Annotated in this window: 26 protein-coding genes; 8 read left to right on the top strand and 18 right to left on the bottom strand. The window is 63.6% G+C overall.

Features of this window, described 5'->3' with window-relative positions; all coding sequences use genetic code 11:
- Positions 1–17 precede the first annotated feature (17 nt).
- Complete coding sequence (locus tag LGH83_RS14225) at positions 18–950, top strand: polysaccharide deacetylase family protein (RefSeq protein ID WP_227399226.1); 933 nt, start codon at positions 18–20, stop codon at positions 948–950.
- Here the strand turns inward: LGH83_RS14225 and LGH83_RS14220 are convergent.
- The 7 genes from LGH83_RS14220 to LGH83_RS14190 all read right to left on the bottom strand — a co-directional run bounded on the left by LGH83_RS14220 (position 947) and on the right by LGH83_RS14190 (position 9,361).
- On the bottom strand, positions 947–3,187 hold the full coding sequence (locus LGH83_RS14220; protein ID WP_227399225.1) for a xanthine dehydrogenase family protein molybdopterin-binding subunit: 2,241 nt from the start codon (positions 3,185–3,187) through the stop codon (positions 947–949). The genes LGH83_RS14225 and LGH83_RS14220 overlap by 4 nt on opposite strands.
- Complete coding sequence (locus tag LGH83_RS14215) at positions 3,180–4,238, bottom strand: FAD binding domain-containing protein (protein ID WP_227399224.1); 1,059 nt, start codon at positions 4,236–4,238, stop codon at positions 3,180–3,182. Before LGH83_RS14215 ends, LGH83_RS14220 begins: the two co-directional genes overlap by 8 nt.
- Positions 4,235–4,732, bottom strand: coding sequence for a (2Fe-2S)-binding protein (locus LGH83_RS14210; protein WP_227399223.1), 498 nt, complete (start codon positions 4,730–4,732; stop codon positions 4,235–4,237). Before LGH83_RS14210 ends, LGH83_RS14215 begins: the two co-directional genes overlap by 4 nt.
- A 164-nt stretch (positions 4,733–4,896) precedes the next feature.
- On the bottom strand, positions 4,897–6,588 hold the full coding sequence (locus LGH83_RS14205; protein WP_227399222.1) for a cation acetate symporter: 1,692 nt from the start codon (positions 6,586–6,588) through the stop codon (positions 4,897–4,899).
- On the bottom strand, positions 6,585–6,917 hold the full coding sequence (locus LGH83_RS14200) for a DUF485 domain-containing protein (protein WP_227399221.1): 333 nt from the start codon (positions 6,915–6,917) through the stop codon (positions 6,585–6,587). The genes LGH83_RS14205 and LGH83_RS14200 overlap by 4 nt, the downstream gene beginning before the upstream one ends.
- A 102-nt stretch (positions 6,918–7,019) precedes the next feature.
- A complete protein-coding gene (xylA, locus tag LGH83_RS14195) occupies positions 7,020–8,324 on the bottom strand; it encodes a xylose isomerase (protein ID WP_131113834.1) in 1,305 nt (434 codons plus the stop codon).
- Positions 8,321–9,361 carry a LacI family DNA-binding transcriptional regulator gene (locus LGH83_RS14190; protein ID WP_227399220.1) on the bottom strand — a complete coding sequence of 347 codons (1,041 nt, stop codon included), beginning with the start codon at positions 9,359–9,361 and terminating at the stop codon, positions 8,321–8,323. The genes xylA and LGH83_RS14190 overlap by 4 nt, the downstream gene beginning before the upstream one ends.
- Positions 9,362–9,643: 282 nt before the next feature.
- Between LGH83_RS14190 and xylF the strand changes: the two genes are divergently transcribed.
- Genes xylF through LGH83_RS14175 form a run of 3 tightly spaced genes read left to right on the top strand, consistent with a single transcriptional unit; the run spans position 9,644 to position 13,502 of the window.
- Positions 9,644–10,660, top strand: coding sequence for a D-xylose ABC transporter substrate-binding protein (gene xylF / locus LGH83_RS14185; RefSeq protein WP_227399219.1), 1,017 nt, complete (start codon positions 9,644–9,646; stop codon positions 10,658–10,660).
- Between the two features lie 57 nt (positions 10,661–10,717).
- Positions 10,718–12,253, top strand: a complete 1,536-nt coding sequence (locus LGH83_RS14180; RefSeq protein WP_227399218.1) for a xylose ABC transporter ATP-binding protein — start codon at positions 10,718–10,720, stop codon at positions 12,251–12,253.
- 16 nt (positions 12,254–12,269) lie between these two features.
- Positions 12,270–13,502 (top strand): sugar ABC transporter permease, encoded by a 1,233-nt coding sequence (locus tag LGH83_RS14175; RefSeq protein WP_227399217.1) that lies wholly within the window; start codon positions 12,270–12,272, stop codon positions 13,500–13,502.
- A 67-nt stretch (positions 13,503–13,569) separates the two neighbouring features.
- Here LGH83_RS14175 and LGH83_RS14170 read toward each other — a convergent pair whose 3' ends face one another.
- The 4 genes from LGH83_RS14170 to LGH83_RS14155 form a co-directional block, all read right to left on the bottom strand.
- Positions 13,570–13,716 (bottom strand): zinc-binding dehydrogenase, encoded by a 147-nt coding sequence (locus tag LGH83_RS14170; protein WP_227399216.1) that lies wholly within the window; start codon positions 13,714–13,716, stop codon positions 13,570–13,572.
- Positions 13,717–13,832: 116 nt separating this feature from the next.
- Entirely contained in the window at positions 13,833–14,234 is a 402-nt protein-coding gene (locus tag LGH83_RS14165; RefSeq protein WP_227399215.1) for a DoxX family protein, read from the bottom strand.
- 4 nt (positions 14,235–14,238) lie between these two features.
- Complete coding sequence (locus tag LGH83_RS14160; RefSeq protein ID WP_227399214.1) at positions 14,239–14,637, bottom strand: YybH family protein; 399 nt, start codon at positions 14,635–14,637, stop codon at positions 14,239–14,241.
- A 102-nt stretch (positions 14,638–14,739) separates the two neighbouring features.
- Positions 14,740–15,216 (bottom strand): YybH family protein, encoded by a 477-nt coding sequence (locus LGH83_RS14155; protein WP_227399213.1) that lies wholly within the window; start codon positions 15,214–15,216, stop codon positions 14,740–14,742.
- 108 nt (positions 15,217–15,324) lie between these two features.
- Here LGH83_RS14155 and LGH83_RS14150 point away from each other — a divergent pair, with 108 nt between their 5' ends.
- The 3 genes from LGH83_RS14150 to LGH83_RS14140 all read left to right on the top strand — a co-directional run bounded on the left by LGH83_RS14150 (position 15,325) and on the right by LGH83_RS14140 (position 17,390).
- Entirely contained in the window at positions 15,325–16,236 is a 912-nt protein-coding gene (locus LGH83_RS14150) for a LysR family transcriptional regulator (protein WP_227399212.1), read from the top strand.
- Positions 16,237–16,367: 131 nt separating this feature from the next.
- Positions 16,368–16,829, top strand: a complete 462-nt coding sequence (locus LGH83_RS14145) for a nuclear transport factor 2 family protein (RefSeq protein WP_227399211.1) — start codon at positions 16,368–16,370, stop codon at positions 16,827–16,829.
- Positions 16,830–16,856: 27 nt separating this feature from the next.
- Complete coding sequence (locus LGH83_RS14140) at positions 16,857–17,390, top strand: YybH family protein (protein WP_227399210.1); 534 nt, start codon at positions 16,857–16,859, stop codon at positions 17,388–17,390.
- Positions 17,391–17,415: 25 nt separating this feature from the next.
- Here the strand turns inward: LGH83_RS14140 and LGH83_RS14135 are convergent, their stop codons facing one another.
- The 7 genes from LGH83_RS14135 to crtI form a co-directional block, all read right to left on the bottom strand.
- Positions 17,416–18,300, bottom strand: a complete 885-nt coding sequence (locus tag LGH83_RS14135) for an MBL fold metallo-hydrolase (RefSeq protein WP_227399209.1) — start codon at positions 18,298–18,300, stop codon at positions 17,416–17,418.
- A 29-nt stretch (positions 18,301–18,329) separates the two neighbouring features.
- Positions 18,330–19,313, bottom strand: a complete 984-nt coding sequence (locus tag LGH83_RS14130; RefSeq protein WP_227399208.1) for an alpha/beta fold hydrolase — start codon at positions 19,311–19,313, stop codon at positions 18,330–18,332.
- Positions 19,310–20,698, bottom strand: coding sequence for an aldehyde dehydrogenase family protein (locus tag LGH83_RS14125; protein WP_227399207.1), 1,389 nt, complete (start codon positions 20,696–20,698; stop codon positions 19,310–19,312). Before LGH83_RS14125 ends, LGH83_RS14130 begins: the two co-directional genes overlap by 4 nt.
- 4 nt (positions 20,699–20,702) lie before the next feature.
- A complete protein-coding gene (locus LGH83_RS14120) occupies positions 20,703–21,809 on the bottom strand; it encodes a glycosyltransferase (RefSeq protein ID WP_227401854.1) in 1,107 nt (368 codons plus the stop codon).
- Positions 21,810–21,811: 2 nt separating this feature from the next.
- Positions 21,812–22,564, bottom strand: a complete 753-nt coding sequence (locus tag LGH83_RS14115) for a lysophospholipid acyltransferase family protein (RefSeq protein WP_227399206.1) — start codon at positions 22,562–22,564, stop codon at positions 21,812–21,814.
- Positions 22,565–22,632: 68 nt separating this feature from the next.
- Positions 22,633–24,156 carry a phytoene desaturase family protein gene (locus LGH83_RS14110; RefSeq protein ID WP_227399205.1) on the bottom strand — a complete coding sequence of 508 codons (1,524 nt, stop codon included), beginning with the start codon at positions 24,154–24,156 and terminating at the stop codon, positions 22,633–22,635.
- Positions 24,157–24,187: 31 nt separating this feature from the next.
- The gene (gene crtI, locus LGH83_RS14105; RefSeq protein ID WP_227399204.1) at positions 24,188–25,759 is read right to left on the bottom strand and encodes a phytoene desaturase family protein; all 1,572 of its coding nucleotides are present in this window, start codon (positions 25,757–25,759) and stop codon (positions 24,188–24,190) included.
- A gap of 103 nt (positions 25,760–25,862) precedes the next feature.
- Between crtI and LGH83_RS14100 the strand changes: the two genes are divergently transcribed.
- Positions 25,863–26,342 carry a DUF2141 domain-containing protein gene (locus LGH83_RS14100; protein ID WP_227399203.1) on the top strand — a complete coding sequence of 160 codons (480 nt, stop codon included), beginning with the start codon at positions 25,863–25,865 and terminating at the stop codon, positions 26,340–26,342.
- The last annotated feature ends 15 nt before the right edge of the window (positions 26,343–26,357 follow it).

Raw genomic sequence — 26,357 nt, 5'->3', positions numbered from 1 at the left:
GATCTCGCAAGACGCATATGAGCGGATTTTGCCCTGTGATCTCCTCGCCGCGTGACCTTATCGGATACGGGTCCGAACCGCCGCATCCGCAATGGCCGAACAGGGCGCGCCTCGCGCTCAATGTGGTGGTCAATTACGAGGAAGGCGCCGAATATACGCTGCTGAACGGTGACGATCGGCCCGAGACGATCCTGTCGGAGGTCGGTTCTGGCGCTCCCGCGATGGGCACCCGAGACCTCGCGATGGAGTCGATGTATGATTATGGCGGCCGTGCGGGGGTGTGGCGGCTGCTGCGCGCGCTGACGGATCGCGGGATCGTGCCGACCTGCTACGCTATCGGGCTCGCGTTCGAGCAGAACCCACGCGTCGCGGAGGCCTTCGCCAAGGCGGGTTGCGACTTTGTCGGGCACGGCTGGCGCTGGATCGACTATGCGAGGGTATCGGTCGACGAGGAGCGTGACCATATCGGCCGCTGCCTCGAGACGATCGAGCGGCTGACCGGGGAGCGACCCGCCGGCTGGTACACTGGGCGGATGAGCCTCGACACGCGGCGCCTCGCGGTCGAGCATGGCATTCTTTACGACAGCGACGCTTATTGTGACGACCTGCCGTTCTGGATGCCGGTCGGCCGCACAAGCCATCTCGTCGTGCCGCATGCCTTCGACACCAACGACAGTCGCATGGCGCGCAACCAGGATCTTGCAGCCGGATCGGACTTCTTCGACTATCTCCGCGACAGTTTCGACGTGCTCTACGCCGAGGGCCTGACCGCCCCGAAGATGATGACCGTCAGCCTTCATTGCAGGCTGGCCGGCAGGCCGGGGCGAATCGCAGCCCTGACCCGGTTTCTGGACCATGTCTTGGCTCACGACCGGGTGTGGATCTGCCGCCGCGTCGAGATCGCACGGCATTGGCGGGCGACGTTTCCGCCGCCAGCCGAGGCGCCTTAGAGCAGCTTCTCCAACCGGATCGGAGTTTCGCGGGCACGAATCCCGGTCGCATGCCAGACCGCATTGCCGATCGCGCCTGCCGTGCCGGTCACGCCGATCTCGCCGACGCCCTTGATGCCGAGCGCATTGACGTGGGAATCATGTTCCTCGATCAGAATGGCCTCGAGCGACGGCACGTCGGCGTTCACAGGCACGTGATACTCGGCGAGATTGGCGTTGACGATACGGCCCGTGCGACGATCCATGGCGGCCCGCTCCTGCAACGCGAATGAAATCCCCCAGATCATACCGCCGAAATATTGGCTGCGAACCATGCGGGGATTGATGACCCGGCCGGCCGCGAACGCACCGACCAGACGCGATACGCGCACCTGACCGAGATCGGGATCGACCTTCACCTCGGCGAAGACCGCGCCATGCGCGTGCATCGCATAATCCTTCTGGGTCGCGGGGTCGGCTGCAGCCTGCCCCTTGCCCTGGACCGAGGCCTGCCCGGCACGGGTGAGAATCGTCTCGTAACTCTCACTCCGGCTTTCGTCATCGCGTCGGAAGAGACGTCCATCGCGGGCCACGACACCCGTATTCCCAGCGCCGTAGAGCGGCGAGCGGTCATCGTTGGTGGCAAGTTCCGCAAGGGCCGCGATCACGGCCCCACCCGCGTTATGGATCGCGGTGCCGGCCGTCGCCGTATGGGCCGATCCCCCCGCAATCCCGGCGTTGGGCAGGTCGGACGTCCCCATGTTGAACGTCAGCTTCTCGAGCGGCAGGCCGACACCGTCCGCCGCGATCTGCGCCAGAGCGGTCCAGGCGCCCTGCCCCATGTCCTGGGCGCCGATATCGACCGTTCCGGTCCCGTCGGCGCGAAGTTCGGCGCGCGCCTCGGCTTGGAACATCAGAGCCGGGAAGGTCGCGGTGCCGACTCCCCAGCCGACCAGCAGGCCGGCTTCGTCGCGCATCTGCCGTGAGCCGAGCGGTCGCCCCGCCCAACCAAAACGTTTCGCACCCTGCTCATAGCATTCACGCAGCGCCTTCGAGGAGAAGGGCTTGCCCGACAGCGGCTCGGTCTCGGCATAGTTCTTGAGGCGAAATTCCAGCGGATCCATGCCGCAGGCAAAGGCCATTTCATCGATCGCGCCTTCCAGCGCCACGCTGCCCGATGCCTCGCCGGGTGCCCGCATGAACAGCGGCGTGCCGGTATCGAGGCGCACGGCCTCATAGGTGGTCGACAGCGCCGGGGTGGCATACAGCGTGTGCGTCACCCCACCGGCCGGCTCGAAGAAATCATCGAAGCTGCTGGAGGCCGCGACGGTGTGGTGGTCGATCGCGGTCAACGATCCATCCGCCATGGCGCCGATCTTCAACGTCTGCCGGGTCGGCGACCGATGGCCCACAGGCCCGTACATCTGGTCGCGGCGCAGCACCAGCTTGACCGGCTTGCCCACCAGCTTCGCCGCCATGATGCCGAGAATTTGCGGGCCTGAAATCAAGCCCTTGGACCCGAAACCGCCACCCAGGAAGGGGCTGCGGATGAAGATGTCGGTGGCATCAATGCCGAAGAGCCCTGCGATGCGGGCCTGCGCCATGGCCATGCCCTGGCTCGGTGTATCGATGGTGAGGTGATCGCCGTCCCATGCCGCGACGATCGCATGCGGCTCCATGGCATTGTGATATTGCGCCGGCGTATCATAGGTCGCTTCGATGCGACGATCGGCCGATGCCAGTCCCGCTTCGACGTCGCCATGCGTGTCCTTGGAGGGCGAGCCGACCCCAACCGAATCCGGCACGAACCGGGGCGCGTCGTCGAAATCGACCCGGGCGGTCTCGACGTCATAGGTGGGGTGAAGCAGCGCCGCGCCTTCCGTTGCGGCCTCGAGCGAGGTGGCGACCACGACCGCGATCGACTGATTGGCGTAACGAACCTGATCGTTCTGCAACAGCTCCATTCTGAACGTGAAGGGCGTGCCCTTCAGGTCCGGATCCTGCGCGAGCGTCGGTGCATTGGCGGGCGTCATGACGTCGATCACGCCCGGATGAGCCTTGGCGGCTGCGAGATCCAGGGCGACAACCCGTCCCCGCGCGATCGTGCTCGTGGCGATCACGGCATAGAGCATATCGGCGGGGTGATGGTCGGCCGCATAGCGGGCGCGGCCCGTGACCTTGAGCATGCCTTCGGCACGGGTCAGCGATTGGCCGATGCTGGAGCCATGGCGAACGTGGACGGGCGCGGTGTCAGACATGAAGGGCGGCTCCTTCGGGTTGGGCAAAGACGGAAGCCGGCAAGGCGGGCATGTGCTCCGGCGTGCCACGGGCGGCGAGACTGATGGCCCGCGCGACGACACGGCGCGCGAGTTCGATTTTGGCGGCGTTGTGGCCGGATGGTTTAGCATCGGCCAGCGCCGCCGCCGCCGCTTCGGTGAACGCTGCCTCGCCCACGGTCTTTCCGGCGAGAACGCGCTCCGCGTCACGGGCGCGCCAGGGTTTCAGCGCCACACTGCCGAGCGCCACACGGGCCTCGACGATCGTCGATCCGTCGAGCTTGAGCGCCACGGCCGCCGACACGGCTGCGAATGCATAAGACGTGCGCTCGCGGACCTTGAGATAACGCGAATGATCAGCGAACCCGGCTGACGATGCCGGGATCCGAACCGCGACGACGAGATCGCCGGGCTCGAGCACCGTCTCGCGCTGCGGCTCGTCACCGGGCAGGCGATAGAAGGCGTCGAGCGGAACGTCGCGGAGCCCGTCGCGCCCCTCGATTTCGACCACGGCATCGAGGGCGACGAGAGGCACACAGAAATCCGACGGATGGGTCGCGATACACTGAGGGCTCCACCCCAGCACCGCGTGAAGATCGTTCTCACCGCCCATGGCGTCGCAGCCTGATCCCGGCTCGCGTTTGTTGCAGGCGCTCGCAAGATCGAAGAAGTAGGCGCAGCGGGTGCGTTGCAGGAGATTACCGCCTGCGGTCGCCGCATTGCGAAGCTGCGCCGATGCGCCGGACAACATTGCCTCCGCCACCGCGGGGTAGCGGGTCGAAACCTCGTGGTGATAGGCGATGTCGCTATTGCGGGCGAGCGCACCGATCCGCAACGCCCCGTCCTGCAGGACGTCGATCGTATCGAGGCCGGGTAGTCGGGTGATGTCGATCACACGCGTCGGCCGCGCGACGTTGCCCTTCATCAGATCCATGAGGTTGGTACCGCCGGCCAGATAGACACTGCCGGGTTGCGCCCCCAAGGCGACGGCTTCGGCGATCGAGGTCGGGCGGGAATAGTCGAAGCGCTTCATGCGGCTTCTCCCCGGTCTTGCGGAGCCATACGGGCTTGTGCGTCGAGCACGGCGTCGGTAATGCCGGCATAGGAGCCGCAGCGACAAAGATTGCCGCTCATCCCTTCCCGGATCCGCTCTGCATCGGTCCCGGCATGCCCCTCGGCGATCAGCCCCACCGCGCTCATGATCTGGCCCGGGGTGCAGAAGCCGCATTGAAGCCCATCATGCTCGATGAAGGCGGCCTGGACCGGATGCAGGTGATCGCCATGCGCGAGCCCCTCGATGCTGAGGATCTCGGCGCCGTCGCAGCTCAGCGCGAGGGTCAGGCAGGAATTGACGCGGCGACCGTTCACGAGAACCGTGCAGGCGCCGCACTGGCCGCGATCGCAGCCTTTCTTGGTCCCGGTCAGGTCGAGGCGCTCGCGAAGCAGATCGAGCAGGGTGATGCGCGGATCGTCGATCCCGACCGTTCGCATCGCCCCGTTGAGCGTGAGCGTGATGCTGAGTTCCATGGCGGCCTTTCGTCGTGGGCACAGACGAGCCGCTCATGAGCATGTCTCACGGCCGTCCAGAACCTTAGGCCCACACCTTGGAATTATTGCAAAGTCCAAGGCCCGGCAAGCATAAGGACCGTGACATCAAGACGCTTTGGCTCGGTGGAACAAAGGCGAAGCCGTCAGTGCGCCTGCGCCACACTGGCTCCGATCCCGGTTTCCGAGCGCACGAATTGCGCATCGAACGCGGCCCGCTCCGCCATCGCGCGCTTGCTCTTGTCCAACGTCGACACGATCCAAATTCCGGCGAAGGCGAGCGGCATCGAGAACAAAGCCGGATTGTCATAGGGAAACAACGCGGCCGGGTGGCCGAAGGTCGTGACCCAGACGGCCTTGCTCAAAATGACCATCACGACAGCGCTGACGAGGCCGAGCAGACCGCCCACCAGCGCGCCCGTCGTCGTCGTGCCGCGCCACATGATCGACATCAGCAGCACCGGGAAGTTGCAGCTCGCCGCGACCGCAAACGCCAACCCCACCATGAAGGCCACATTCTGCTTCTGGAACACGTAGCCGAGATAGATCGCCACGATGCCGATCAGAATGGCCGAGATCTTCGACAGGCGCACCTCCCGCGCTTCGGTCGAGCGACCGCGCGCGATCACGCTCGCATAAAGATCATGACTGATCGCGGAGGCCCCCGAGAGCGTCAGCCCGGCCACGACCGCGAGAATCGTGGCAAAGGCAACGGCCGAGATGAAGCCCAGGAACAGCGATCCACCGATCGCATTGGAGAGATGGATCGCCGGCATGTTGGCGCCGCCGATCAGATCCGTGATCTTGTTGTAGTGACCATCGGGCGCGACTTTGAAGAAGCTCGCGTTCGGCATCAGATAGGTGATGGCCCCAAACCCAATCACGAAGGTCAGAATATAGAAATAGGCGATGAAGCCGGTAGCGTAGAACACCGATTTGCGCGCTGCCTTGGCGTCCCGCACGGTGAAGAACCGCATGAGAATATGGGGCAGACCGGCTGTGCCGAACATCAGCGCGAGGCCGAGCGAGATGGTCGAGACCTGATCCTTCACAAAGCCGCCCGGCGCCATGATGGCATCGCCCTTCGGATGGATCGCGATGGCGTCGGCAAACATAGCGTTGACGTTGAAGCCGTAGTGAACCAGCACGGCCAAGGCTAGAAGCGTGGCGCCGACCAGGAGCAGGCACGCCTTGATGACCTGCACCCAGGTGGTCGCCTTCATGCCGCCGAACGCGACATAGACGATCATCAGCACGCCGACGATCACGACCGCATAGAGGTAATCGAGCCCGAACAGCAGTTGAATGAGTTGTCCCGCGCCGACCATCTGGGCGATGAGATAAAATGCCACCACGACCAGCGTGCCGACGGCCGCCAGGGTGCGGATTGGACCTTGGGCCAGCCGAAACGAGGCGACGTCCGCGAAGGTGAACCGACCGAGGTTGCGAAGCCGCTCGGCGATGAGGAACAAGACGATCGGCCAGCCGACCAGAAAGCCGATCGAATAGATCAGGCCATCGAAGCCCGAGCTGAACACCAAGCCGGAAATGCCGAGGAACGAGGCCGCCGACATGAAGTCGCCCGCGATCGCGAGCGCATTTTGCAAGGGCGAGATGCTGCCACCCGCCGCGTAGAAGTCGCCGGCCGAGCGGGTCGTCATTGCGGCCCGGTAGGTGATGTAGAGCGTGAGGAGCACGAAGGCCACGAAGATCACGATGGCGGTAACGTTGAGACCCTGCTGCTGCACCGGAGCGACATCCGGCCCGGCGGCTGAGGCGGCCGTTGCCGTGCCGATGAGAAGAGCGGCGCTTGCCGCGAAACGGGACAGCGCCGTCATCGAGCCTGCTCCTTGACGACTGTGCGGGTCAGGTCGTCGAAGCGTGTATTGGCGCGCGCGACGTAAATCCCTGTCAGGGCAAAAGCAAAGATGATGACCGCGAGGCCGAGGACAATCCCCAGCGTGAGCGGGCCGGCGCCGATCTTCGTCGCCATGGCGTCATGCGCGAAAGCGACCGCAAAGATGAAGGCGAGGTAGACGACGACCATCACGATCGAAAGGCTCCAGGCGAAGCTCGATCGCTCGCGCACCAGCGCCTGAAAAGTCGGATCCCGCAACATGGCCTGGGGGTCGGCGGCCTCGGACGGCAGCAACGGCTTTTGCAACACTTCGACTCTCCCTCTGGCGTTTATGCTCGGCTCGGGTCTGGTGCCCGTTTTTTTTCGATCTTGGAGCGAGAAGGGTGCTGGGCACCCCTCCCGCAAGGTTGGTCAGACGCTTCGGCTGACGAGGTTCTCGAGCATTTCCTGCCGCCCCGAGCGGGGCTTCGGAGAAATGCCGCGTGCCTCGGCGGCTGCCGCGATCTCGTCCAGCGTGGCCCCGCCCGCAGCGTGGCCAGCCTTGTCCCATCCAGCGTAGCGCTCGCCGACATGCTTGGCGAGAGCGCCGGTCTCCACCATTTTGGCGGCTGCCAAGAAGGCTTTGGCGCAAACATCGATGCCGCCGACATGGGCATGAACCAGATCATCCACCTCGATCGACTGCCGACGGATCTTGGCATCGAAGTTGAGGCCGCCGGTCGTCAGACCGCCGCCCTTCAGCACCTCGTAGAGCGCCAGCGTCAGTTGCGGTACGTCGTTCGGGAATTGGTCGGTGTCCCATCCCAGCAGCGGATCGCCCCGGTTGATATCCAGCGAGCCGAGGATTCCGAACGCATTGGCGACCGCGATCTCGTGCTCGAAGGTGTGGCCGGCCAGGATGGCGTGGTTTTCCTCGAGGTTGAGCTTTACGTCTTTCTCGAGCCCGTAATGCTTGAGGAAGCCATAGACGGTCGCGGCATCGAAATCATATTGATGCTTGGTCGGCTCCTTCGGCTTCGGCTCGATCAAGATCGGGCCGGAGAAGCCGATCTTGTGCTTATACTCGACCACCAAAGACAAAAACCGACCCATCTGGTCGAGTTCGCGCTTGAGATCCGTGTTCAGCAGCGTCTCATAGCCTTCGCGCCCACCCCACATCACGTAGTTGGCGCCGCCCAGTTCATGCGTGACGTCAAGCGCCGTCTTCACGGTCGCGGCCGACCAGGCGAAGACGTCCGGATCGGGATTGGTCGAAGCGCCGGCCATGAAGCGCGGATGGCTGAACAGGTTGGCGGTGCCCCACAGCAGCTTGACGCCGGTCTCCTGTTGCTTCTTGCCCAGATACTCGCCGATCTCGCGGGTGTTCTTCAGCGTCGCGGCCAGGCCATCGCCCTCGGGGGCGACGTCGCGATCATGGAAACTGTAGAGCGGCACGTCGAGCACGCGGAAGAGATCGAAAGCCGCATCGGCCTTGGCCCGCGCCGCCGCAAGCGGATCATTGCCGGCGTGCATCCAGGGGCGATCGATCGTCGGCGCGCCGAAGGGATCACCGCCGTTCATCACGAAGCTGTGCCAATAGCAGACCGTGAGGCGCAGCTGCTCCTTCATGGTTTTGCCGAGCACGATCTTGTCGGGATCGTAATAGCGGTAGGCGAGCGGGTTCGATGATCCCTCGCCTTCGTAGCGGACCGTCGGCAGGTCGGAAAACAGCGTCATGGCAGATTGTCCTTCAGGTAGATGTCGATCCGGATGGGATCGGGATGGAAGTCGTCGCACCCGTCGGCCAGAGCCTTGAGGGTTCGGACCGCTCGACGCACTTCGTCGGACGGGTCTTGGTTGATGGCGGCGTCGAACGTGCCGCTAAGAAGCGCCTCGCGCATGAACGGCGTGAGCTCATGGCCGATCGTGACGACGGTGCGCGACCGGCCGGCGGCTTCGAGAGCCGCAGCGATGCCGCGATTGCCAGCGCCGAGGCTGTAGATGCCAACAAGATCGGGCATCTCGCGAAGCGCTTTTGCGACGATCGGCTCCGTCACCGCCCCATCGTCGAGACCCTCGGCGACGGGAAGCAGCGACAGGTTGGGAAAGTCGCGCTCGATCACCTGGGCCAGACCAAGGCGACGTTCGGCATGGTCCCGCAAGGTCATGCGGCCCGCCACCGTGAGCACGTGGCCTTGACGCGGGCCGAGAAAACGCCCCAGCAGCGTGCCTGCGACGCGACCGGCCGCCACATTATCCGGTCCGATGAAGCGGGCCCGGCGCGAGGGTGTCACGTCGGACACGAGCGTCAGCACCGCGATGCCGTCGGCCGCAAGGCGGGCGATGGCGTCGCGAACTTCCGGTGCATCGACGGCGACGGCCGCTACCCCCATGGTCCCGTCGTGTCGGCAGGCGATGAGACAACGGGCGAGATCGACCGGATCGAAGGCCGCATATTCACCGATCGAGATCGCAATGCGCTCGTCGAGGCCGCGCAGCGCCCCCATATCGACCTCGCGGCGGACCGATTGCATGAAGCTGTTCTGTGGCAGGCGAGGAAGCAGAAACCGGAACCGGTATTGTCGGCTGCGCGCGAGATTCGCGGCGAACACGTCCTTGCGGAACCCAAGCCTCTCGACCGCATCTTGGACCGCCTTGACCGTCACGGCGCGGACGCCCGGGCGGCTATTGAGAACGCGATCGACCGTCGCGAGGCTGACGCCCGCCGCTGCCGCCACATCTCCAGCCGTCACGCGCCGGTCCAGATCCACCACATGCCCTCCCAATTTTTGACGAGCGTAAATCATAACCTCGCACAGATCACGAGCAAATATCTATTTTGCACTGCGATACGCGATTATATTGCGCTGCAGCAAGATCCGGACGCTCCGCTTGTTAGCTTGTTTGGCGTCGTCGAAGTAAATGTCGCGGTGCGAGTAGTTGCGGTGCGTACCTCATTGCGTTAGACACATGCCGAAGCTGGCAGCCGATCAGCAATCATTCGATCGAGATGGCAGATCACGGAACGGCGTCATGCCGGCAGGGAAGGAAATGACATGGTTCGTTCATTCACAACGCTCCTCGGCGGCGTCGCCATCGCCGCAACGCTCGTGGGCCTGACGAGCGGCGCACAAGCCAGCGCCGACAAGCCGGTCATCGGCTTTTCCATCGACGACCTCCGTCTCGAGCGTTGGACGCGCGATCGGGACTTTTTCGTCGACGCCGCCAAAAAGCTTGGCGCGACCGTCACGGTGCAATCCGCCGACGCGAACGAAGAACGTCAGATCTCACAGATCGAAAACATGATTTCGCGCGGCGTGGACGCGATCGTGATCGTCCCGTTCAATGGCAAAGTCCTCGGCAACGTCATCAATGAGGCGAAGCAAGCCGGCATCAAGGTCGTGGCCTATGACCGCCTGATCCTCGATTCCGATATCGACGCCTACATCACCTTCGACAATGAGCGCGTCGGCGAGATGCAGGCCCAGGGCGTCCTCGATGCCAAGCCCAGCGGCAACTACTTCATGATGGGCGGCTCACCGACCGACAACAACTCGAAGTTCCTCCGCGAAGGGCAGATGAAGGTCCTGCAACCCGCCATCGACGCCGGCAAGGTGAAGATCGTCGGCGCTCAATGGGTGCCGGAGTGGAGCGCCACGACGGCTCTCCAGATCATGGAAGATGCCCTGACGGCGAACAAGAACATGATCGACGGCGTCGTGGCCTCGAATGATGCAGAAGCCGGCGGCGTGGTGCAGGCGCTGACGGCGCAAGGCCTCGCCGGCAAGACCGCCGTTTCGGGTCAGGACGCCGATCTCGCCGCCATTCAACGCGTCAAGGCCGGCACCCAGACCGTGACGGTCTATAAGCCGCTGAAGAGCATCGCCAGCACGGCGGCCGAGATCGCGGTCGATCTCGTCAAGGGCAAGACGCCCGCGTTCACGACCGAACTCGACAACGGCAAGAAGAAAGTGCCGACGACATTGTTGACCCCGACCCTGATCACCAAGACGAATTGGGATGCGGTCGTGAAAGACGGCTTCTACACCCAGGCCCAGATCGACGGGAAGTAATCGACCAACGGCCGCCTTCTCGCAACGAGGGGGCGGCCACGGTCTAGGAGGACCAGCATGGCCGATAGCCTGCTCGAGATGCGCGGGATCATCAAGGAATTTGGCGGCGTCCGCGCGCTCAACGGCATCAACCTCTCGGTGAAGGCCGGTGAGGTCGTCGGGCTTTGCGGCGAAAATGGCGCCGGCAAGTCAACCATGATGAAGGTCCTGTCGGCCGTTTATCCCTATGGCACCTGGGGCGGCACCATCCTATGGGAAGGCCGCGAGTTGAAGGCGACCAGTATTCGCGAGACCGAGGATGCCGGCATCGTCATCATTCATCAGGAATTGATGCTCGTGCCTCAGTTGTCTGTGGCCGAGAACATTTTTCTCGGACGCGAACCTCACGGTTTCGGGGGCATGATCGATTTCGAGGCTATGTATTCGAAAGCCGCGACCCTGATGGCCGACCTCAAGATGAGCCATATCAACGTGGCCCAGCCGGTCGCCCATTATAGCGGCGGCGAGCGGCAGCTGATCGAAATCGCCAAGGCGCTCAGCAAAAATGCCAAGCTCCTGATCCTCGACGAGCCCACATCCTCTCTGACGCGCTCGGAAACCGACACCCTGCTCGGCATCGTCAAGGGGTTGAAGGCGCGTGGGACCGCCTGTGTCTACATCTCCCATAAGCTCGAAGAGATCGAGGCCATCGCCGACAGCGTCACCGTGATCCGCGACGGCGCTTATGTGGGCAGCGAGCCGATGCGCCAACTGACGACCGGAGTCATCATCCGCATGATGATCGGCCGCGAGATGGCCAATCTCTTCCCACGCGAAGATCATCCGATCGGCGACGTCGTGTTCGAGGCCCGCAACGTGATCTGCATCGACCCGCAGAACATCGACCGGCGCCGCGTCGACAATGTGTCGTTTCAATTGCGGAAGGGCGAGATCCTCGGTATCGCCGGTCTTGTGGGCGCGGGCCGCACCGAACTCGTGAGCGCTCTTTTCGGCTGTTATCGCGGCCCCTACACGGCCGACCTCTATCTGGATGGTAAACCAATCACGGTTCGTACGCCGAAGCAAGCTGTCGCCCAAGGGCTCTGCATGGTGCCGGAAGACCGCAAGGCACACGGCATCGTCCCGGAGCTCGCGGTCGGCCAGAACATCACCTTGTCGGTGCTCGACCACTACACCCGCCATGACCTCATCGACGAGGAGCGGGAGATGAAGGACATCGGCACCGCCATCGCGACAATGCGGATCAAGACCGCAAGCCCGATGCTGCCGATCGGGCGGCTCAGCGGCGGTAATCAGCAAAAGGCCGTGATCGCCAAAATGCTGGCTCCCCATCCCCGTGTGCTGATCCTCGACGAGCCCACGCGCGGCGTCGATGTCGGAGCCAAATACGAGATTTACAAATTGATGTTCGAGTTGGTGAAAACCGGTGTCTCGATCATCATGGTCTCGTCCGAAATGCCGGAGGTGCTCGGCATCTCCGATCGTGTGCTGGTCATCGGTGAAGGTCAGTTGCGCGGCGATTTTGTCAATGATGGATTGACCCAGGAGGCCGTCCTCACGGCCGCCATCACGGACCTCCCCCGCGCAGCCTGAGACCGGGACGCCCGCCATGAGCACCTCCGATATTCCGAGCCTGACGACCGCCGGCGGCCAATCCGACACATCCGCGACCCCGCCTGCCGCCTCGGCACGCGCGGTCATCGGCATCACCCGGTTCAAGGCCGCTTTCACCCAATATAAGATCCTGGCGCTCGTGGTCGCGATCGCCGTGGTTTGGGCCTTCTTCTCCTACCTGACCGATGGCGACTTCCTCACCGCCAGAAACCTGTCCAATCTGCTGCGTCAGATGGCCATCACCGGTATGCTGGCCTCCGGCATGGTATTCGTCATCATCGCGGGGGAGATCGACCTGTCGGTCGGCTCGCTGCTCGGGTTGCTCGGCGGTGTCGCGGCGATCCTCGACGCGCGTTATCATCTTCCACTGGCCGTCACCCTGCTGGCGGTCGTGGCGCTCGGCGCCGCGATCGGGACGTTTAACGGCTATTGGGTCGCCTATCGCGGCATCCCGTCCTTCATCGTCACGCTGGCCGGCCTTCTCGCCTTTCGCGGCATCCTGCTCGGCATCACCAACGGCGTGACGGTCACGCCCATATCGGCCGATTTCGTCGCCGTGGGTCAGAGCTACGTTCCGGCCGGCGTCGGTTACGGGCTTGCCGGAATCCTCTTCGTTTTGCTCGCCGCGCTGGTACTGCGCGGGCGCGGCAAGCGTCGCCAATACGGGCTGACGGTTCCGGCCTTCGCGATCGACCTCGGCAAGATCGTCGTGACCGGCGCCGTTCTGGCCGGCTTCATCTACGTGCTGAATGATTATCGAGGGATTCCGACCCCCGTCCTCATCCTGCTGGTGCTGCTCGGCGTCCTCACCCTGATGGCGCGGCGAACGGTGCTGGGCCGCCGCATCTACGCCATCGGCGGTAACCTCGAGGCGACGCGCCTCTCCGGCGTCGACGTCCAACGCGTCAAGCTCATCGTCTTCGGCCTGATGGGCGCCGCCGCGGCGCTCGCCGGTGTCATCACGACAGCGCGGCTCGCAGCCGGTTCACCCTCGGCCGGCTCGCTGCAGGAACTCGACGCCATCGCGTCCTGCATCATCGGCGGCACCTCGATGCGGGGTGGCGCCGGGACGGTCGCGGGCGCGTTGATCGGTGCCCTCATCATGGCAAGCCTCGATAACGGCATGTCGATGCTCAGCGTCGACACCTATTGGCAGATGATCGTCAAGGGAACGATCCTCCTGCTCGCCGTCTGGCTCGATATCGCGACCAGCACGAAGACCGCATGAGCCGCACCCCGGAGACGGGCGCTCGCACTGGTCTGGTCAGGCCAACCCAAGCAAGCGACAGCCCGGATCAGGTCAACACGACGATCTTGCCGCCTGCCTGATTGTCTTCCATGCAACGATGCGCCTCGACGATCTCGTCGAGCCGAAAGGTCCGGCCGACCTCCGCCCGCAGCGTTTCGGCCTGGATCTGGTCGACGAAAGATTGCAGCGGCATCGCCCCCAGGCTTCGGAACCGGCACAGGTCGCGCCTCGATTTTGAGAACCTCAGGCCCGCCAGCCCCCTGCATCACAACCGCCTTCATGGTCGCCATGATCGCCTCCTCGTTCGGTTCAAGGTTGCTCATTGCGGGAAGCGAGCCAGCCGTCGAGACTGAGCCCCGGCGCTCCATCCCTCGCCAGGATCAGAAACCCACCCGCCATGGTCATGTTCTTGAAGAAGTTGATCATCTGATTTTGGTCGGCGAAGTCGGTGTGAAAGACGAGCGCCGTCAGCAGGCACCATCCCGCCAGAACCAGGGCGAGCGGCCGGGTGCCAAGCCCGACCAACAGCAGAAGGCCGCCGACGAGTTCCAGGGCGGCGGCTGGCCAGATCAGAAAGCCAGGCAATCCATGGGCCGCCATATAGGCTTGTATCGCCGCAACAGCGCTGACTTTGCCGAATCCCGAGATCAGAAACAGCAGGCACATGAGGACGCGGGCCGGAAGATCGACCCATCGGGTTGAAAGCGGCATCGACTTATCCTTGCGCCGGCAATGTCGTGTTGAAGCAGTAGCGCGCGATCTTCCAGGCTGCGTCGATCTTCTGGAAGAAGAAGAGTTCCTGATTGGCTTCCGGGATGTCGGCCCCGGTCGCCAGCAATTTGATGGTCCCCGTCGAGGTCGTCCGGGCGAGAACCCAGTCGGGCGCGATCTGGCGCATTTCGGCGATCGAAAACGCGATGTCGAGCGCGATCGCCTGGAACATTCCAGCATAGGCCTGATAGACCGCCTCGTTGCCGACGCAGGGGGCCATGTTCTGCGCCATCAACACGCCGTCCGGCGCGTAAAGCGCCGCTATGGCATGCGCGTCGGCCGCATTGGCGGCATCGCCGTAGGCCTTGAGCAGCGCAGCGGCTGATTGTTCGTCCGCATTCATGTCAAAACTCCGTGTGGGCGCGGATCGGATGGATGGACCACGCGCGATGTGCCGACGAAAACGTGGAGTCGTTGTTCATCCTTTCGGATGAAAACCGTCCCATCACGGGATCGGCGGATTTGTGGGCGAAAAGCTGTAGCGCGCGATCCGCCAAGTGCCGTCCTCGCCCTTTTTAAAGACGAACAATTCCTGGTTGGCTTCCGAGGTCGTCTTTCCGGTCGAATGATGATCCGTCGTCCCGGCCGAGTTTGTCCGCACAAAGGCCCAGGTCGGCGCCATTTGCACCAATTCAACGACCGCGAATTTGACGTGGAACTTCAGTTCGGCAAAGACGGCGTCATAAGCTGTTTTGATCGCAGTTTTCCCCACCACAGATTGGCTATAGGGCGGCATAAACACGCCGTCCTCCGTGTAGAGCGGGAGGACGCTGCTCGTGGCACCCCCGTTCAGCGCGGCATTATAGGCCGCCATCGTGTGCTCGATCCCGGCTTTTGTCTCGTCGGCACGCCCCACGGCGGAGCCGAGGCACAAGAGAGCGACGGTTGCCAGAGCGGTTCTGATCGAAAGGCTGTGCGTCATGCTGGGTCATCCGGCGTTGGTCAGTGTCGACGCTGGACACCTACTCAAATGAGCCGCATCCCATTAGCTGGCAAAGTCGCAAATGACTTTCTCGCAGGTGAGAAGACGATGTCCGATCTCAACGCGTTACTTTTGTTTGCCCGCGTGGTTCAGGCGAACAGCTTTTCGGCCGCCGCTCGTCGCCTCAAAATTCCAGTCTCGACCGTGAGCCGCCGGATCGCCGAGCTTGAAAACCAGCTCGGGGTCCGCCTGCTCGAGCGCTCGACCAGAAGTTTGCGCCTGACCACCATCGGCGCGGACGTCTTCGAACATGCGCAACGGGGTGCCGAACTCAGCGATGCCGTCGACAATGTCGTGTCCGACACGCTGTCGCAGATATCGGGAACGTTGCGGCTATCGGCGCCCCCGAGCCTCGCCGATGGCTTGCTGGGTCCGCTGGCGGGTGCGTTCCAAGCACTATACCCCGACGTCCGCATTCAAGTCTTCGTGACCGATCGGATCGTCGATCACATTTCCGAGGACGTCGACCTTTCCTTTCGGGTGGGGCCGCTCCGCGACTCCTCGCTGATGGCTCGCCGAATCCTCACTTACCGGCATCAACTCGTCGCAAGCCCCACCTACCTCGCCGCTTGCAAAGCGCCGGAGACGCCGCAGGATCTACTCGACCATCGCCTGCTCGCCTTTTCGTTCTGGCAGACCGGGCATAGCTGGCGGCTGAACAGCCTGGACGGCCGAGACAAGCAGACGATCGGGTTCGAGCCCTTTCTCGCGATGAACGACTATGCCGGTCTTGCGGTCGCGCTTCTGGCCGGCGCCGGCATCGGCGATCTGCCGCCGGTGGTGCAGCCGCATCTCCTCCGCGAGGGGCGTTTGGTGGAGGTCATGCCAAACTGGCGGTTTCGCCGCTTGGACATGTCGATCGTGCATTTCGGCAATCGCCACGTTCCGCGTCTGGTCCGCATCTTCAAGGACTTCGCGGCCGAGATGGTGCCTCGGCTGTTCCCCGATCTTCCCGCCTGATCGGGCTTCCCACAAACGGGAAGGTGTTTTCCAGCAACGCCGTCTAACGGGAGGCCGACCGATCTCGTAGGGCTGTGGTCGAGCTTGGCCGCCGGCGTCGGTGGATCCCGCGCGGCGCAAAGGACATAGACATGGACCAGACCCCGATCGACGTCGTCCTGGCGATCCTACAGAGCCCGAGAGACCTCGCGCATGTTCGGGCCCTCGTGACCGACGACTTTACTTATGTGTCGTTGAATTATGACAATCCCGATCTGAAGCGGATCATGCCGTGGTGCGGGACGTCGCATGGCGCCGAAAGCATTGTCCGGACCTTTACGGACGTGTCGCGGCATTGGGACGTTCTATCCTTCGACACAGGAACGGTCTTCGGCTCCGGCGACAATGTTGCGATCTTCGGACGCTTTACCTATCGCTCGATCGTCTTATCGACCCTCGTCACGTCACCGTTTTCAGTCTTCGCCACGGTTCGCGACGGCAAATGCAGCGCCATGCAGTTCATGGAGGACACGTTCGCGACCGCGGCTTCGTTCCGCAGCGGCGGACACTGGACCTTCCACAGCGACCCCGAAGGCTCCCCCGTTACCATCTGACACCGTCGTTCAAGAGGAACCGAAACAATGCGCTCATCAATGACGGTGACGGCGGCTTTCTTGTTGGCCATCGCGGCCGGGGCGTTGCCGGCCCAAGCTCAGACGGGCCATGATGGTGGCCCGTCAGGCGCCTTCAGCTATTCGCAGGACACGACGGTCGCATCGGACCAAAGTGCCGCCAAGGCCGTCGTCGAGGCCTATCAGGCGGGTCTGAATGCGGCCGACTTCGACAAAATCCGCCCTCTCTTCGCCCCCGATGCCGTGGCCGAATGGAACAATAAAACCACCGTGGTCGCTGTCGACGCGATGGCGGCTCCTTATGCGGCTCTGTTCAAGGACGCAAAATTCGACACCGATTTTCAATATGACGCCGTCGATCTCTACGGCGATATCGCGATCGTTCGAACCCACCATCCGGTCGGACAGATGGAGCTCCGCCTGAAGGACGGGACCAAGGCGCTCGATTTCAATCGCGAGATTTTCGTGCTTCACCGGAGCGGACCGGCTTGGACGATCGTTCTTTACACCTTCACGACCCAACCCAGACAAGGCGAGCAATGAAGCAGAACAGTTTCGTCAGTTGAGGTTATTGGGGCTTGAAGGCAAAGTGATCGGCCTCCGCCACGATCCGGCCGACGCCGGGGAACGGGAAATGAGGCGCGAAGATCAGCGTCTTCCCATCCGCAAGCGTCTTGAGTTCCGCCCGACGGGTCGTCTCGCCCAAGTCCTCGTCGTTGTCATATCCGATCGCCCATTCGGGCTCGGCTAACGACACGATCGAACTATGCGCGGTATCGCCGATATCGACCAACGTCTGACCCTCGGAGGTGATCTGATAGCCGACATGGCCCGGCGTATGACCCGGCAGCGACAGGGTCGTCACACCGGGGACGATCATCCCGCCCGGATCGAAGGTCTCGACGCGCGGCGCGATAATCTTGGCGAGAGCCTGGCTGTCGGGCTGGCTCTGCATCCACGCCCATTCCTTGGCCGAGATGTGGATCGTCGCCTTGGGAAACGCTAACTCTCCCCCGGACGTCGCAAGGCCGCCGACGTGGTCGAAATGCGAATGCGTGATCATGATGTCGGTCACGTCGCTGGGCTTCACATGGGCCTGCTCGAGGCTGCCCATCAGCGCGCCGTGAACGGTTGGGCCGAGGCCCGTATCGAACAGCATGACGCGATCCGGCGCCTTCACCAGCAGAGCATCGACCCCGAGCGTGATCTTGTCGGTCGGCGCAGCGGCCGCTTTCAGAACCCGTGCGACATCGCTCGGCGCAACGCTCGCTCCAAACACCTTCCCGTCGTTCTCGAGCACGTTGTCGGCATCGCGGAGCGACACGATCTTCAAGCGTCCAAGATCAAATTCGTGAGCAGCAGGCGGGACCACCACAGGTTTGGCGAGGGCGCCACCCGAAAACGAAACAGCTGTCACCAGGGCGGCTGATAAGCGGAGCGTACGGATCGTCATGGGCATGGTCCTTTATGGCGCGATGTCGTCTATCTCGGTCGCGACGGTCGAAAAGGCGAGTCCGGGCCGGTTGCGAGCCAATCGCGAAGGTCGGCGGCGGATCGTTCCGGAATTTGCTGCATCGGCACATGGCCGATGCCGGGATAGACGATAAGGCGGGCTCGCGGCAGAGCGGCGGCGATCGCACGGGCCTGCGCCACCGGCACGAGGCGATCGGCATCCCCGGACATCACCAGGGTCGGTCGATCAAACAGCGGGAGTTGGGCCAGCATGGCCGTGTCACGCTGGCCGATCTGCAGCCCGGTGAGGATCTCGCGATGGCCCGGTGCCCGCGCGAGATCCGTATATTGACGCACCAGATCGTCCGTAACGGCCTCGCGGTCGCCGAAGGCATTGCGTAACCCATGTCGGACCAGCGGCGTCAGGTCGATGTGTCGGAGAGCGAACCGCGCGATGGCGCTGCCGAGCAGGCGCACGACGAAGGGCGGGGACGCGGTCGTGGTCGAGACGGGCTCTGCGGCCCCGATCGAGGCGACCAACACCAGACCGGCGATGCGGTCGGGGTTGGCGAGCGCATAGGTGGCCGCGACCTGGCCGCCCATTGAATTGCCGATCAACACGACGCGCGCCAGCGACAGCGCCTCCATCAGGGCGGCCACACACGCCACCATCCCAAGAAGGCTCGGCTCGTAGCGGTCGGGTGCAGCCGTCAGTCCATGGCCGGGCAGATCGATCAGCAATAGCCGATAGCTAGCTTTGAGCCGCTCGGCCCAGGGGAGCCAGTCGAGGCTGGACGCCGAATAGCCATGAACGCAGACAAGGACAGGGGCGTCGACCGGGCCGATGTCACGAAAATGCAGCCTCATGCCGTTCGGCAGCGTCAGCCACCGGGAGCTGTCGTCGGCATAGCGTCGATCGAGAACCGAAAACGGAATGTCGCGCCGCCAGAGCGCCAAAGCCAGCGCCGCCGCTCCCATGCCGATCATCGCGACCTTGCGCGCCGCCTTTGTCATTTCAGCATTCCGGCAATGATCCGCTCGGCGCGAGCGCCATAAGGCGGTTGCAGCAGGCGGGTTATGCTGAAACGGCTCTGCACGAAAACCGGACGGCGATGCGTAAAGGCCTCGAACCCGGCCTGCCCATGATAGGCCCCGAAACCCGATGCGCCGATACCGCCGAACGGAAGGGCATCGACGGCCGCATGCAAAACCGTCTCGTTGACCGCAACGGTGCCGGACGACGTTCGGTCGAGCAGCACTCGCAACGACGCTTTGTCGCGGCCGAACCAATAGAGCGCCAGAGGTCGCGGCCGATCATTGATGATCGCGATCGCATCGTCGAGCCGATCGTAAGCCAAGACCGGTAAGACCGGCCCAAAGATCTCCTGCCGCATGATGGGGGCATCGAGGGACGGATCGAGCACCAGTACAGGCATTATGCGGGACGACGTCACCGGCCTGTCAAACAAGGCGACGCTGGTCAAACCGGCCGTGAGGTCGGCAAGCCGACGTTGGGCCCGCTCGCCCCGCACGGTCGTCATCATGCCGGGATCGGGATAGAGTGCATGCGCGGCCGCTTTGGCGGCATCGACGAAACGATCTCGGAACGCGCGGGGCACCAGCACATAGTCCGGCGCGACGCAGGTCTGCCCGGCATTCATCAGCTTGCCGGCCATGATGGCGCGTGCGGCTTTGTCGAGATCGGCATCATTAGCGACGACGACGGGCGATTTCCCGCCGAGTTCCAGCGTCAGCGGCGTCAGATGGTCCGACGCGGCCGCCATGACCCGGCGTCCGTTAGCGGTCGATCCGGTGAACAACAGATGATCGAGCGGCAGCCGTGTCATGGCGACAGCGAGATCCGGGCCGCCTGTCAATACCGCCACCTCGTCGGCCGAAAACGTCTCGGCCAGCATCGCGGCCATGAGGTCGGCGGTCGCCGGCACCAGTTCGGATGGTTTCACCAACACGCGGCATCCGGCCGCAAGCGCGCCGATGAGGGGCAGAAGCGTGAGTTGAAGCGGAAAATTCGACGGTCCGAGGATCGCCACCACGCCGCGCGGCTCCTTGCGGATATGGGCGCGCGCCGGCCAGAACGGCAAACCGAGCCCGACCCGCTCGTTTGCGGCCCAGCGCGCGAGGCGTGGACGCGCATAATCGACGGCCCGCAACACGGCCGCGACCTCGGCCACTAGGGTCTCGACCCTGGCCCGCCCGCCGAAATCCGTATCGATGCTCTCGACAAAGGCATCGGCCCGAAGGCGCACCCCATCGCGAAGCCGCGCCAGCGCATCGCGGCGAAGCTCAACCGACAACCCGCCCGCGCGATCCCAAGCGGCGCGCAGACGAGCGTAAGCCGGGCCAGGATCGTCCACCTCGATCGACGCGCCCGGCCCCATCAGTTTAATTCTCAGCCAGATAGGCGCGCCCGCGCCATTCGGTCGGGCGCCCGAAGCGACGACGCGCCAAAGCGGTCCATTGAATCGCGAGCGTGACCAGAATTCCAAGCGGGTGCAACGGCACCGTCGACAACGGCTCGCCCGCGACACGCGACTGGATCGTTCGAGACACGAGCGGAAGCGCGCAGGCCAAGGCGGTGACGCCCGTCACAGGCCATGACGCGTCGGTGACCAGATCGACTGCGAGCAGCAACCAAGGCAGCACATGACCGCCGAACAGAAGCACGGTCCAGATCGGCAGGGCGATCGGTTTGGCCATTCCCTCGGTGGCGTTTTTCAGGAAGCCCGTCCAGAGCGCAGCAGGGCTCTGATACATGCGGCAGGTCGCCAGCGCCGCGCCATTGACGAGATCGGTTCGAAGACCCGCGGCCCGAAACAGCCGCGGCAGCTTCAAGCCATCATGCAAGCTGCGCCGAATGCCGGCATGACCGCCGGTTCGGTGGTAAGCCTCGGCTCGCACCATCATCATCTGCCCGCACCCAGCTGCCAGTCCCACCTGCCGGCTTCGCCGCATCATCCCGACCGGCAGATATCCGAGCAGGAGCGCGTTGATGATTGGCACGACCATCCGTTCCAACGCGCCGCCCATCTCCTGGCGCGGCACGCCGCTCACGAGATCGACGCCCTTGGCCGGAGCGAGACGAGCCGCCGCTTCGGGTTGCAGCACGACATCAGCGTCGAGAAATAGCAGGAAGGGTTTCGCGGTCAGCGATGCCAGCACCGAGCAGGCATGCTGCTTGCCATTCCATCCCGGTGGCAAAGGGGGCGCCTGCGCCAGCGTGAGGCGGCTATCGCGCAGCGCGATGGCACGCACCACCTCCGACGTTCTGTCGGTCGAGGCATCATCGAGAACAATCACCTCGATGTCGGCCTGAACATTCGCCAGCGCGGCCTCGACACATCGGCCGATCGCACGTTCCTCGTTGCGGGCCGGGATCAGGATCGCGACGGCGGGCCGCGTCGTGGGCAGCGGCGGGGTCGTGATCAGGCGGACGTTGAGAAGCGTCATCACCAGCGGCAGTGCCGCGAGGGCAAGAACGACGAGAGCCACGATCAAGGCTGCTCTCCATGCGCTGCGCTGAACCGTTCACCCCGAAATCTGGCGCGGGTCCATCGCCACGCATCATAGACGCCGCCCACCCCGACACTCCCGTCGAGCAATGTCGTAAATCGGGCCGCATCACGTGCGATTGCATCAGCCGCAAGCGCATCCATGGCGGTGCCGAGCGCATCGGCCAGAGCGTCATGTCGGTTGCGTTTGTCGAAGCCGAGCAAGGACCGTGCGGCAATGGCCGGTCCGAAGCGGAGCAAGGCTTCCGGTTTGCGCTCGTCCCAAAACGGATAATCGACCGCGAGCGGCACCAGGGTCGCATCGGGCGTGCGGTCCAACAGATGGGCCAAGCCTGGCGCGAGCCGGACAGGACGCTCCCGCACATCGGCGAAACGCCCCTGCGCCGTCACGACCAGCAGCCCCTCCGGCCTCGCCAGAACCGTGGCGGCGGTTTCCAAAAAGACCGCGGCGCCGCGACGGCTGTCCTGCGCGACCCCGAAGGCGCCGATCCGTGGCATGAAGCCATAGCGCCGCGTCATCTTTTCGTCGACTGGCGCAAACCCAGCTCGGCCCGGGAACAGCTTCGCGAGGAGCACGGGGATAACAGCCGCATCCCACCACGACGGATGGTTCATATAGATCACGAGACGCGGCGTATCGGCCGGCGGCTGCGGCCCGGCCTTGGCAATACGAACCGCGTGAAAGTCCCGCCTCAGTGCGCGAGCGAAGATCATGGCGAAGGCTGAGACCCACACCGGCGACCGTCGCGCAAGGCGTTGCCGCGCATCGGCCGAAAGAGTGCTGGCGCGCCCCGACATGCCGGTTAGGACGCGCGACGCAAGGTCGCTCGATCCTGATCCAGCGCATCGGCGGCGATCCAGCCCGACATCATCACCATGGGCATGCCCGGACCGGGATGAGCGGCGCCACCGGCCAGATAGAGGCCCTTGACCTGTCGCGAGCGATTGCCCGGCTTGAAAGCACCGAGAAACTTGCCGTGGCTTGCCAAACCATAGATGGCGCCATTCAGCACCTTGTAGCGGTCGTTGATGTCCTGCGGCGTCAGGGCCCGCTCCACCACGATCCGCTCTTCGATATCCGGCATGCCACCGGTCCGCTTGAGCTTGTCGAGGATCACCTGGCGATAGGCCGGAAACATCTTGGACCAATCATGGTGCGGCCGGAGATAAGGTGTGTGCACCAAAACATAGAGCGCTTCGCCGCCGGGAGGCGCAACCGTCGGATCGGTGCGCGAGGGTGCCGCGACATAGCAGGTCGGATCGGGGGCGGGCTCGCCCTTGTCGTAGATCCAGTCGAACTCTTCCTTAGCGCTGCGGGAGAATATAAAATCGTGATGCTGCAGATGATCGTAGCCGCGAGACAGCCCAAGATAGAGCACGACACCAGAACAGGCCGGCTTGAACTTGTCGCGATAGGTGGCGGCCGGCGCGCCGCCGACGAGTTCGGTATAGGTACGGATCGAATCCATGTTGGACACGACAGCCGAGACAGGATGGCGGTCACCATTCGCCGTCGTGACGGCCGTGACGGCTCCCTTGACGATGTCGAGGCCGGTCACCTCCGTCTCGCCCAGCAGCGTCACACCAAGGCGACGCGCGAGTCCGGCCAAAGCTTCGGCCACGGCGCGGGTTCCGCCCACGGGATACCAAACACCCTCGCTCGCCTGCATATGCGCGATCGCGCAGAGCACAGCTGGCGAGGCGTAAGGCGACGAGCCGACATATTGGGTAAAATGGTCGAGCATCTGGGCGACACGTTCGTCGGCCACATGGGCGCGCACGCTGCCGGCCACCGACTTGCCCATCTTGAGCGCCATCACGTCCCGCAGCGTCGTCGGGCTCATGTTGCGCTTGAGGTCGATCGTGTCACGCAGGTCCTCCACGGCCTTCCAGAAGAAAAACCGCTCCGACACGCCATGCAGCGTCTCGGCGAATTTTTGGAAATTCGTATAACCTTGGCCGAGTTTCGCACCTGGCGCGAAGCCGTCGAGCGTCTTCGCCATGGTGGCGACATCCTCGTGTAGATCGAGGATTGCGCCATCATCGAAGAAGCAGCGCCACTGCGGATCGAGCCGGATCAGCTCTAGATGATCCTCGAGCTTTTCGCCCGCTTCGGCAAAAATTCGGCGCAAAACCGCCGGGACCGTCAGGATCGTCGGGCCCATGTCAAAGCGGAAGCCGCCTTCGTTCAACACCGCGGCTTTGCCGCCGAACCAGTCGTTTTTGTCGAAGAGGGTCACGGAATGACCACGCGCCGCCAGCACGGCCGCCGCCGCCAGTCCCCCCAAACCACTGCCGATCACGCCAACGGGCAGGCTCTCAGTCATCGTCATCCTCGGTCTGTGTTGAACAGCGTGGTCATGCTTGGCTCGACGCCACAAGCGGCATGTCGTTGGCGGTCGTGGTCGGAATACGGTCGGCCTGTCCAAGATCGCTGAGAACGAGATCGCTGGTGATCCGCGCTCCCTCATAGATAACCGGCAGACCTGACCCCGGATGGGTGCCACCGCCCACGAGATAGACGCCGTCGACACCGTCGAACTTGTTATGCGGCCGAAACAGCAACATCTGATCGAGGGAATGCGCGAGGTTGAAGGTCGCGCCACGATAGATCGACAGTTCGTCCCGCCACTGATCCGGCGTCACAACCTTTTCGAAGCGAATGCGGTTGCGAAGATCGGTCAATCCCAAACCCTCGAGCCGCTCGAGCACCATATCGCGGAAGGCGCCGCCTTCGGCAGCCCAATCGACCTTGCCGCAGTGACCGACAGGGACGAGTACGTAAAGCGACGAATAATCCTCGCCGCCGAATGCCGGATCCGATCGTACCGGATTCTGCACGTAGATCGACGGTTGCTCCGGCGGTTTTTCGGCAGCCTCGATCTCTTCGATGTTCCGGCGATAATCCTTCGCCAGAAAAATCGTGTGATGGTCGAGATGGTCGTAGCGGCCTTCGATGCCGAGATAGAGCATAAATGTCGAGCAAGAATATTGCGCTTTGTCGATGCGCTTATCCGACCATCTCCTGCGGAGGCGCGCCGGGATGAGACGCGGAATCGTGTGGGCGAAATCGCCATTCACGACGACGGCGTCGCAGGCCTCACGGCCATTGGCGGTCACGATGCCGGTCGCCAACTTGCCTTCGAAGTCGATCGATCGAACCTCCTCGCCCAACCGGAACTTGACCCCGAGCCGGCGTGCAGCTGCCGCCATCCCTTCACTCAGCGTCCCGCAGCCCCCCATCGGGTGCCATACGCCAAATTCATATTCGAGGAACGACAGGATCGTGAAAAGGCTCGGGCACCGAAACGGCGACATTCCGAGATATTTGGTCTGAAACGAAAACGCGAGGCGGATCCTCGGATCCTTGAACAACTTGCTCAGATCGCCGTCGACGGAGGAGAATGGCGCAAGCAACCCCAAAGATTTCAAAACATCCGGGCTCACCAGATCGAGCGGGCTCAGAAACGCTTTCTGTAAAACCGGGCGAAACGCCTCGAGCTTGGCCCGACCGCGCGCGATGAAGCGGCGGATGTTCTTGGCATCCTCTGCGTCGATTTTGGCAATCTCAACTTCGAGCCGGTCGAGGTCGCTAGTCGTTACAAGATCCGGCCCATCTTCGAACTTCAGCCGATAATGCGGATCGAGACGCTTGAGCGTCACAAAATCCGCAAGGTCAAGGCCACACCGATGGAAGAGACTCTGCAAGATCTCAGGATAGAGAAAAAACGTCGGTCCAATATCGAACCTGAACTGTTCCGCTTCGATCGTGCGCGTCCGTCCGCCGACCCGGTCGGCTTTCTCGTAAACGGTGACATCAAGGCCCGCAGCCGCGAGCATCATGGCGCTGGCGAGCCCACCGGGACCGGCTCCAACGACCGCGACCCGCTTAGGCTTCAGTGAGTTTTCGAGACCGACATGCATGTTCATCGCGTTGTGTTTATCCCGCTGCCCCGCCCTATAAGAGAGGGCTGACGCACGCGGGTTCAAGACCCCGCTTGCGAGATGAAGCTGCAACCAGCAGGTTAGGCCCATGTGCGATGTGCCAACACGACACCCGGCTCAGCCGACACGGATTGCGCCACGTCTCTGCTCGCGGTTTACCGCCGCAACGGTGGCGGTTCTGGCGGGAGGCCTGAGCACCGCCTGTGCGGCGGAGGTCGTGGTCCGGGTCGAGGGCGTCACGCCTTCGCCAACCCGCGTCTATGTCAGTCTCTGCACGGGAGGTTTGGAGCCGGATGATTGCGGGAATGCCCAGGTCGTGGGCGCCGACAGCTCCACGCTGCAGGTCCGCTTCGCGAACGTGCCGCCCGGCGTCTATGCGGTCGCAGCCTTTCAGGACCTGAACGGCGATGGCACGTTGGACCGATCGCCCCGTGGGCTTCCCCGCGAGCCTTACGGGTTCTCGCGCGAGGCCGGTCGCATGACGTCGCCCCGTTTTGATCGGGCAGCCTTTACGGTCGAGCGCGATATATCGGTCGCGGTCCGGCTGGCCTTACCGGGGCGTCCATGACGTCAGCCGGGTCAA

The organism is Lichenihabitans sp. PAMC28606 (genome assembly GCF_020616535.1).
Lineage (GTDB): Bacteria > Pseudomonadota > Alphaproteobacteria > Rhizobiales > Beijerinckiaceae > Lichenihabitans > Lichenihabitans psoromatis.
Note: the sequence above shows the minus strand (reverse complement) of the source record. Positions and strands in the feature narration are given on the sequence as shown.

What these genes read in the sequence shown, in the direction of transcription:
- LGH83_RS14225 (WP_227399226.1), top strand. Translation starts at nt 18, where the DNA reads ATGAGCGGATTTTGCCCTGTGATCTCCTCGCCGCGTGACCTTATCGGA.
- LGH83_RS14220 (WP_227399225.1), bottom strand. Translation starts at nt 3,187, where the DNA reads ATGTCTGACACCGCGCCCGTCCACGTTCGCCATGGCTCCAGCATCGGC.
- LGH83_RS14215 (WP_227399224.1), bottom strand. Translation starts at nt 4,238, where the DNA reads ATGAAGCGCTTCGACTATTCCCGCCCGACCTCGATCGCCGAAGCCGTC.
- LGH83_RS14210 (WP_227399223.1), bottom strand. Translation starts at nt 4,732, where the DNA reads ATGGAACTCAGCATCACGCTCACGCTCAACGGGGCGATGCGAACGGTC.
- LGH83_RS14205 (WP_227399222.1), bottom strand. Translation starts at nt 6,588, where the DNA reads ATGACGGCGCTGTCCCGTTTCGCGGCAAGCGCCGCTCTTCTCATCGGC.
- xylA (WP_131113834.1), bottom strand. Translation starts at nt 8,324, where the DNA reads ATGACGCTGTTTTCCGACCTGCCGACGGTCCGCTACGAAGGCGAGGGA.
- xylF (WP_227399219.1), top strand. Translation starts at nt 9,644, where the DNA reads ATGGTTCGTTCATTCACAACGCTCCTCGGCGGCGTCGCCATCGCCGCA.
- LGH83_RS14180 (WP_227399218.1), top strand. Translation starts at nt 10,718, where the DNA reads ATGGCCGATAGCCTGCTCGAGATGCGCGGGATCATCAAGGAATTTGGC.
- LGH83_RS14175 (WP_227399217.1), top strand. Translation starts at nt 12,270, where the DNA reads ATGAGCACCTCCGATATTCCGAGCCTGACGACCGCCGGCGGCCAATCC.
- LGH83_RS14170 (WP_227399216.1), bottom strand. Translation starts at nt 13,716, where the DNA reads ATGCCGCTGCAATCTTTCGTCGACCAGATCCAGGCCGAAACGCTGCGG.
- LGH83_RS14165 (WP_227399215.1), bottom strand. Translation starts at nt 14,234, where the DNA reads ATGCCGCTTTCAACCCGATGGGTCGATCTTCCGGCCCGCGTCCTCATG.
- LGH83_RS14160 (WP_227399214.1), bottom strand. Translation starts at nt 14,637, where the DNA reads ATGAATGCGGACGAACAATCAGCCGCTGCGCTGCTCAAGGCCTACGGC.
- LGH83_RS14155 (WP_227399213.1), bottom strand. Translation starts at nt 15,216, where the DNA reads ATGACGCACAGCCTTTCGATCAGAACCGCTCTGGCAACCGTCGCTCTC.
- LGH83_RS14150 (WP_227399212.1), top strand. Translation starts at nt 15,325, where the DNA reads ATGTCCGATCTCAACGCGTTACTTTTGTTTGCCCGCGTGGTTCAGGCG.
- LGH83_RS14145 (WP_227399211.1), top strand. Translation starts at nt 16,368, where the DNA reads ATGGACCAGACCCCGATCGACGTCGTCCTGGCGATCCTACAGAGCCCG.
- LGH83_RS14140 (WP_227399210.1), top strand. Translation starts at nt 16,857, where the DNA reads ATGCGCTCATCAATGACGGTGACGGCGGCTTTCTTGTTGGCCATCGCG.
- LGH83_RS14135 (WP_227399209.1), bottom strand. Translation starts at nt 18,300, where the DNA reads ATGACGATCCGTACGCTCCGCTTATCAGCCGCCCTGGTGACAGCTGTT.
- LGH83_RS14130 (WP_227399208.1), bottom strand. Translation starts at nt 19,313, where the DNA reads ATGACAAAGGCGGCGCGCAAGGTCGCGATGATCGGCATGGGAGCGGCG.
- LGH83_RS14125 (WP_227399207.1), bottom strand. Translation starts at nt 20,698, where the DNA reads ATGGGGCCGGGCGCGTCGATCGAGGTGGACGATCCTGGCCCGGCTTAC.
- LGH83_RS14110 (WP_227399205.1), bottom strand. Translation starts at nt 24,156, where the DNA reads ATGACTGAGAGCCTGCCCGTTGGCGTGATCGGCAGTGGTTTGGGGGGA.
- crtI (WP_227399204.1), bottom strand. Translation starts at nt 25,759, where the DNA reads ATGAACATGCATGTCGGTCTCGAAAACTCACTGAAGCCTAAGCGGGTC.
- LGH83_RS14100 (WP_227399203.1), top strand. Translation starts at nt 25,863, where the DNA reads ATGTGCGATGTGCCAACACGACACCCGGCTCAGCCGACACGGATTGCG.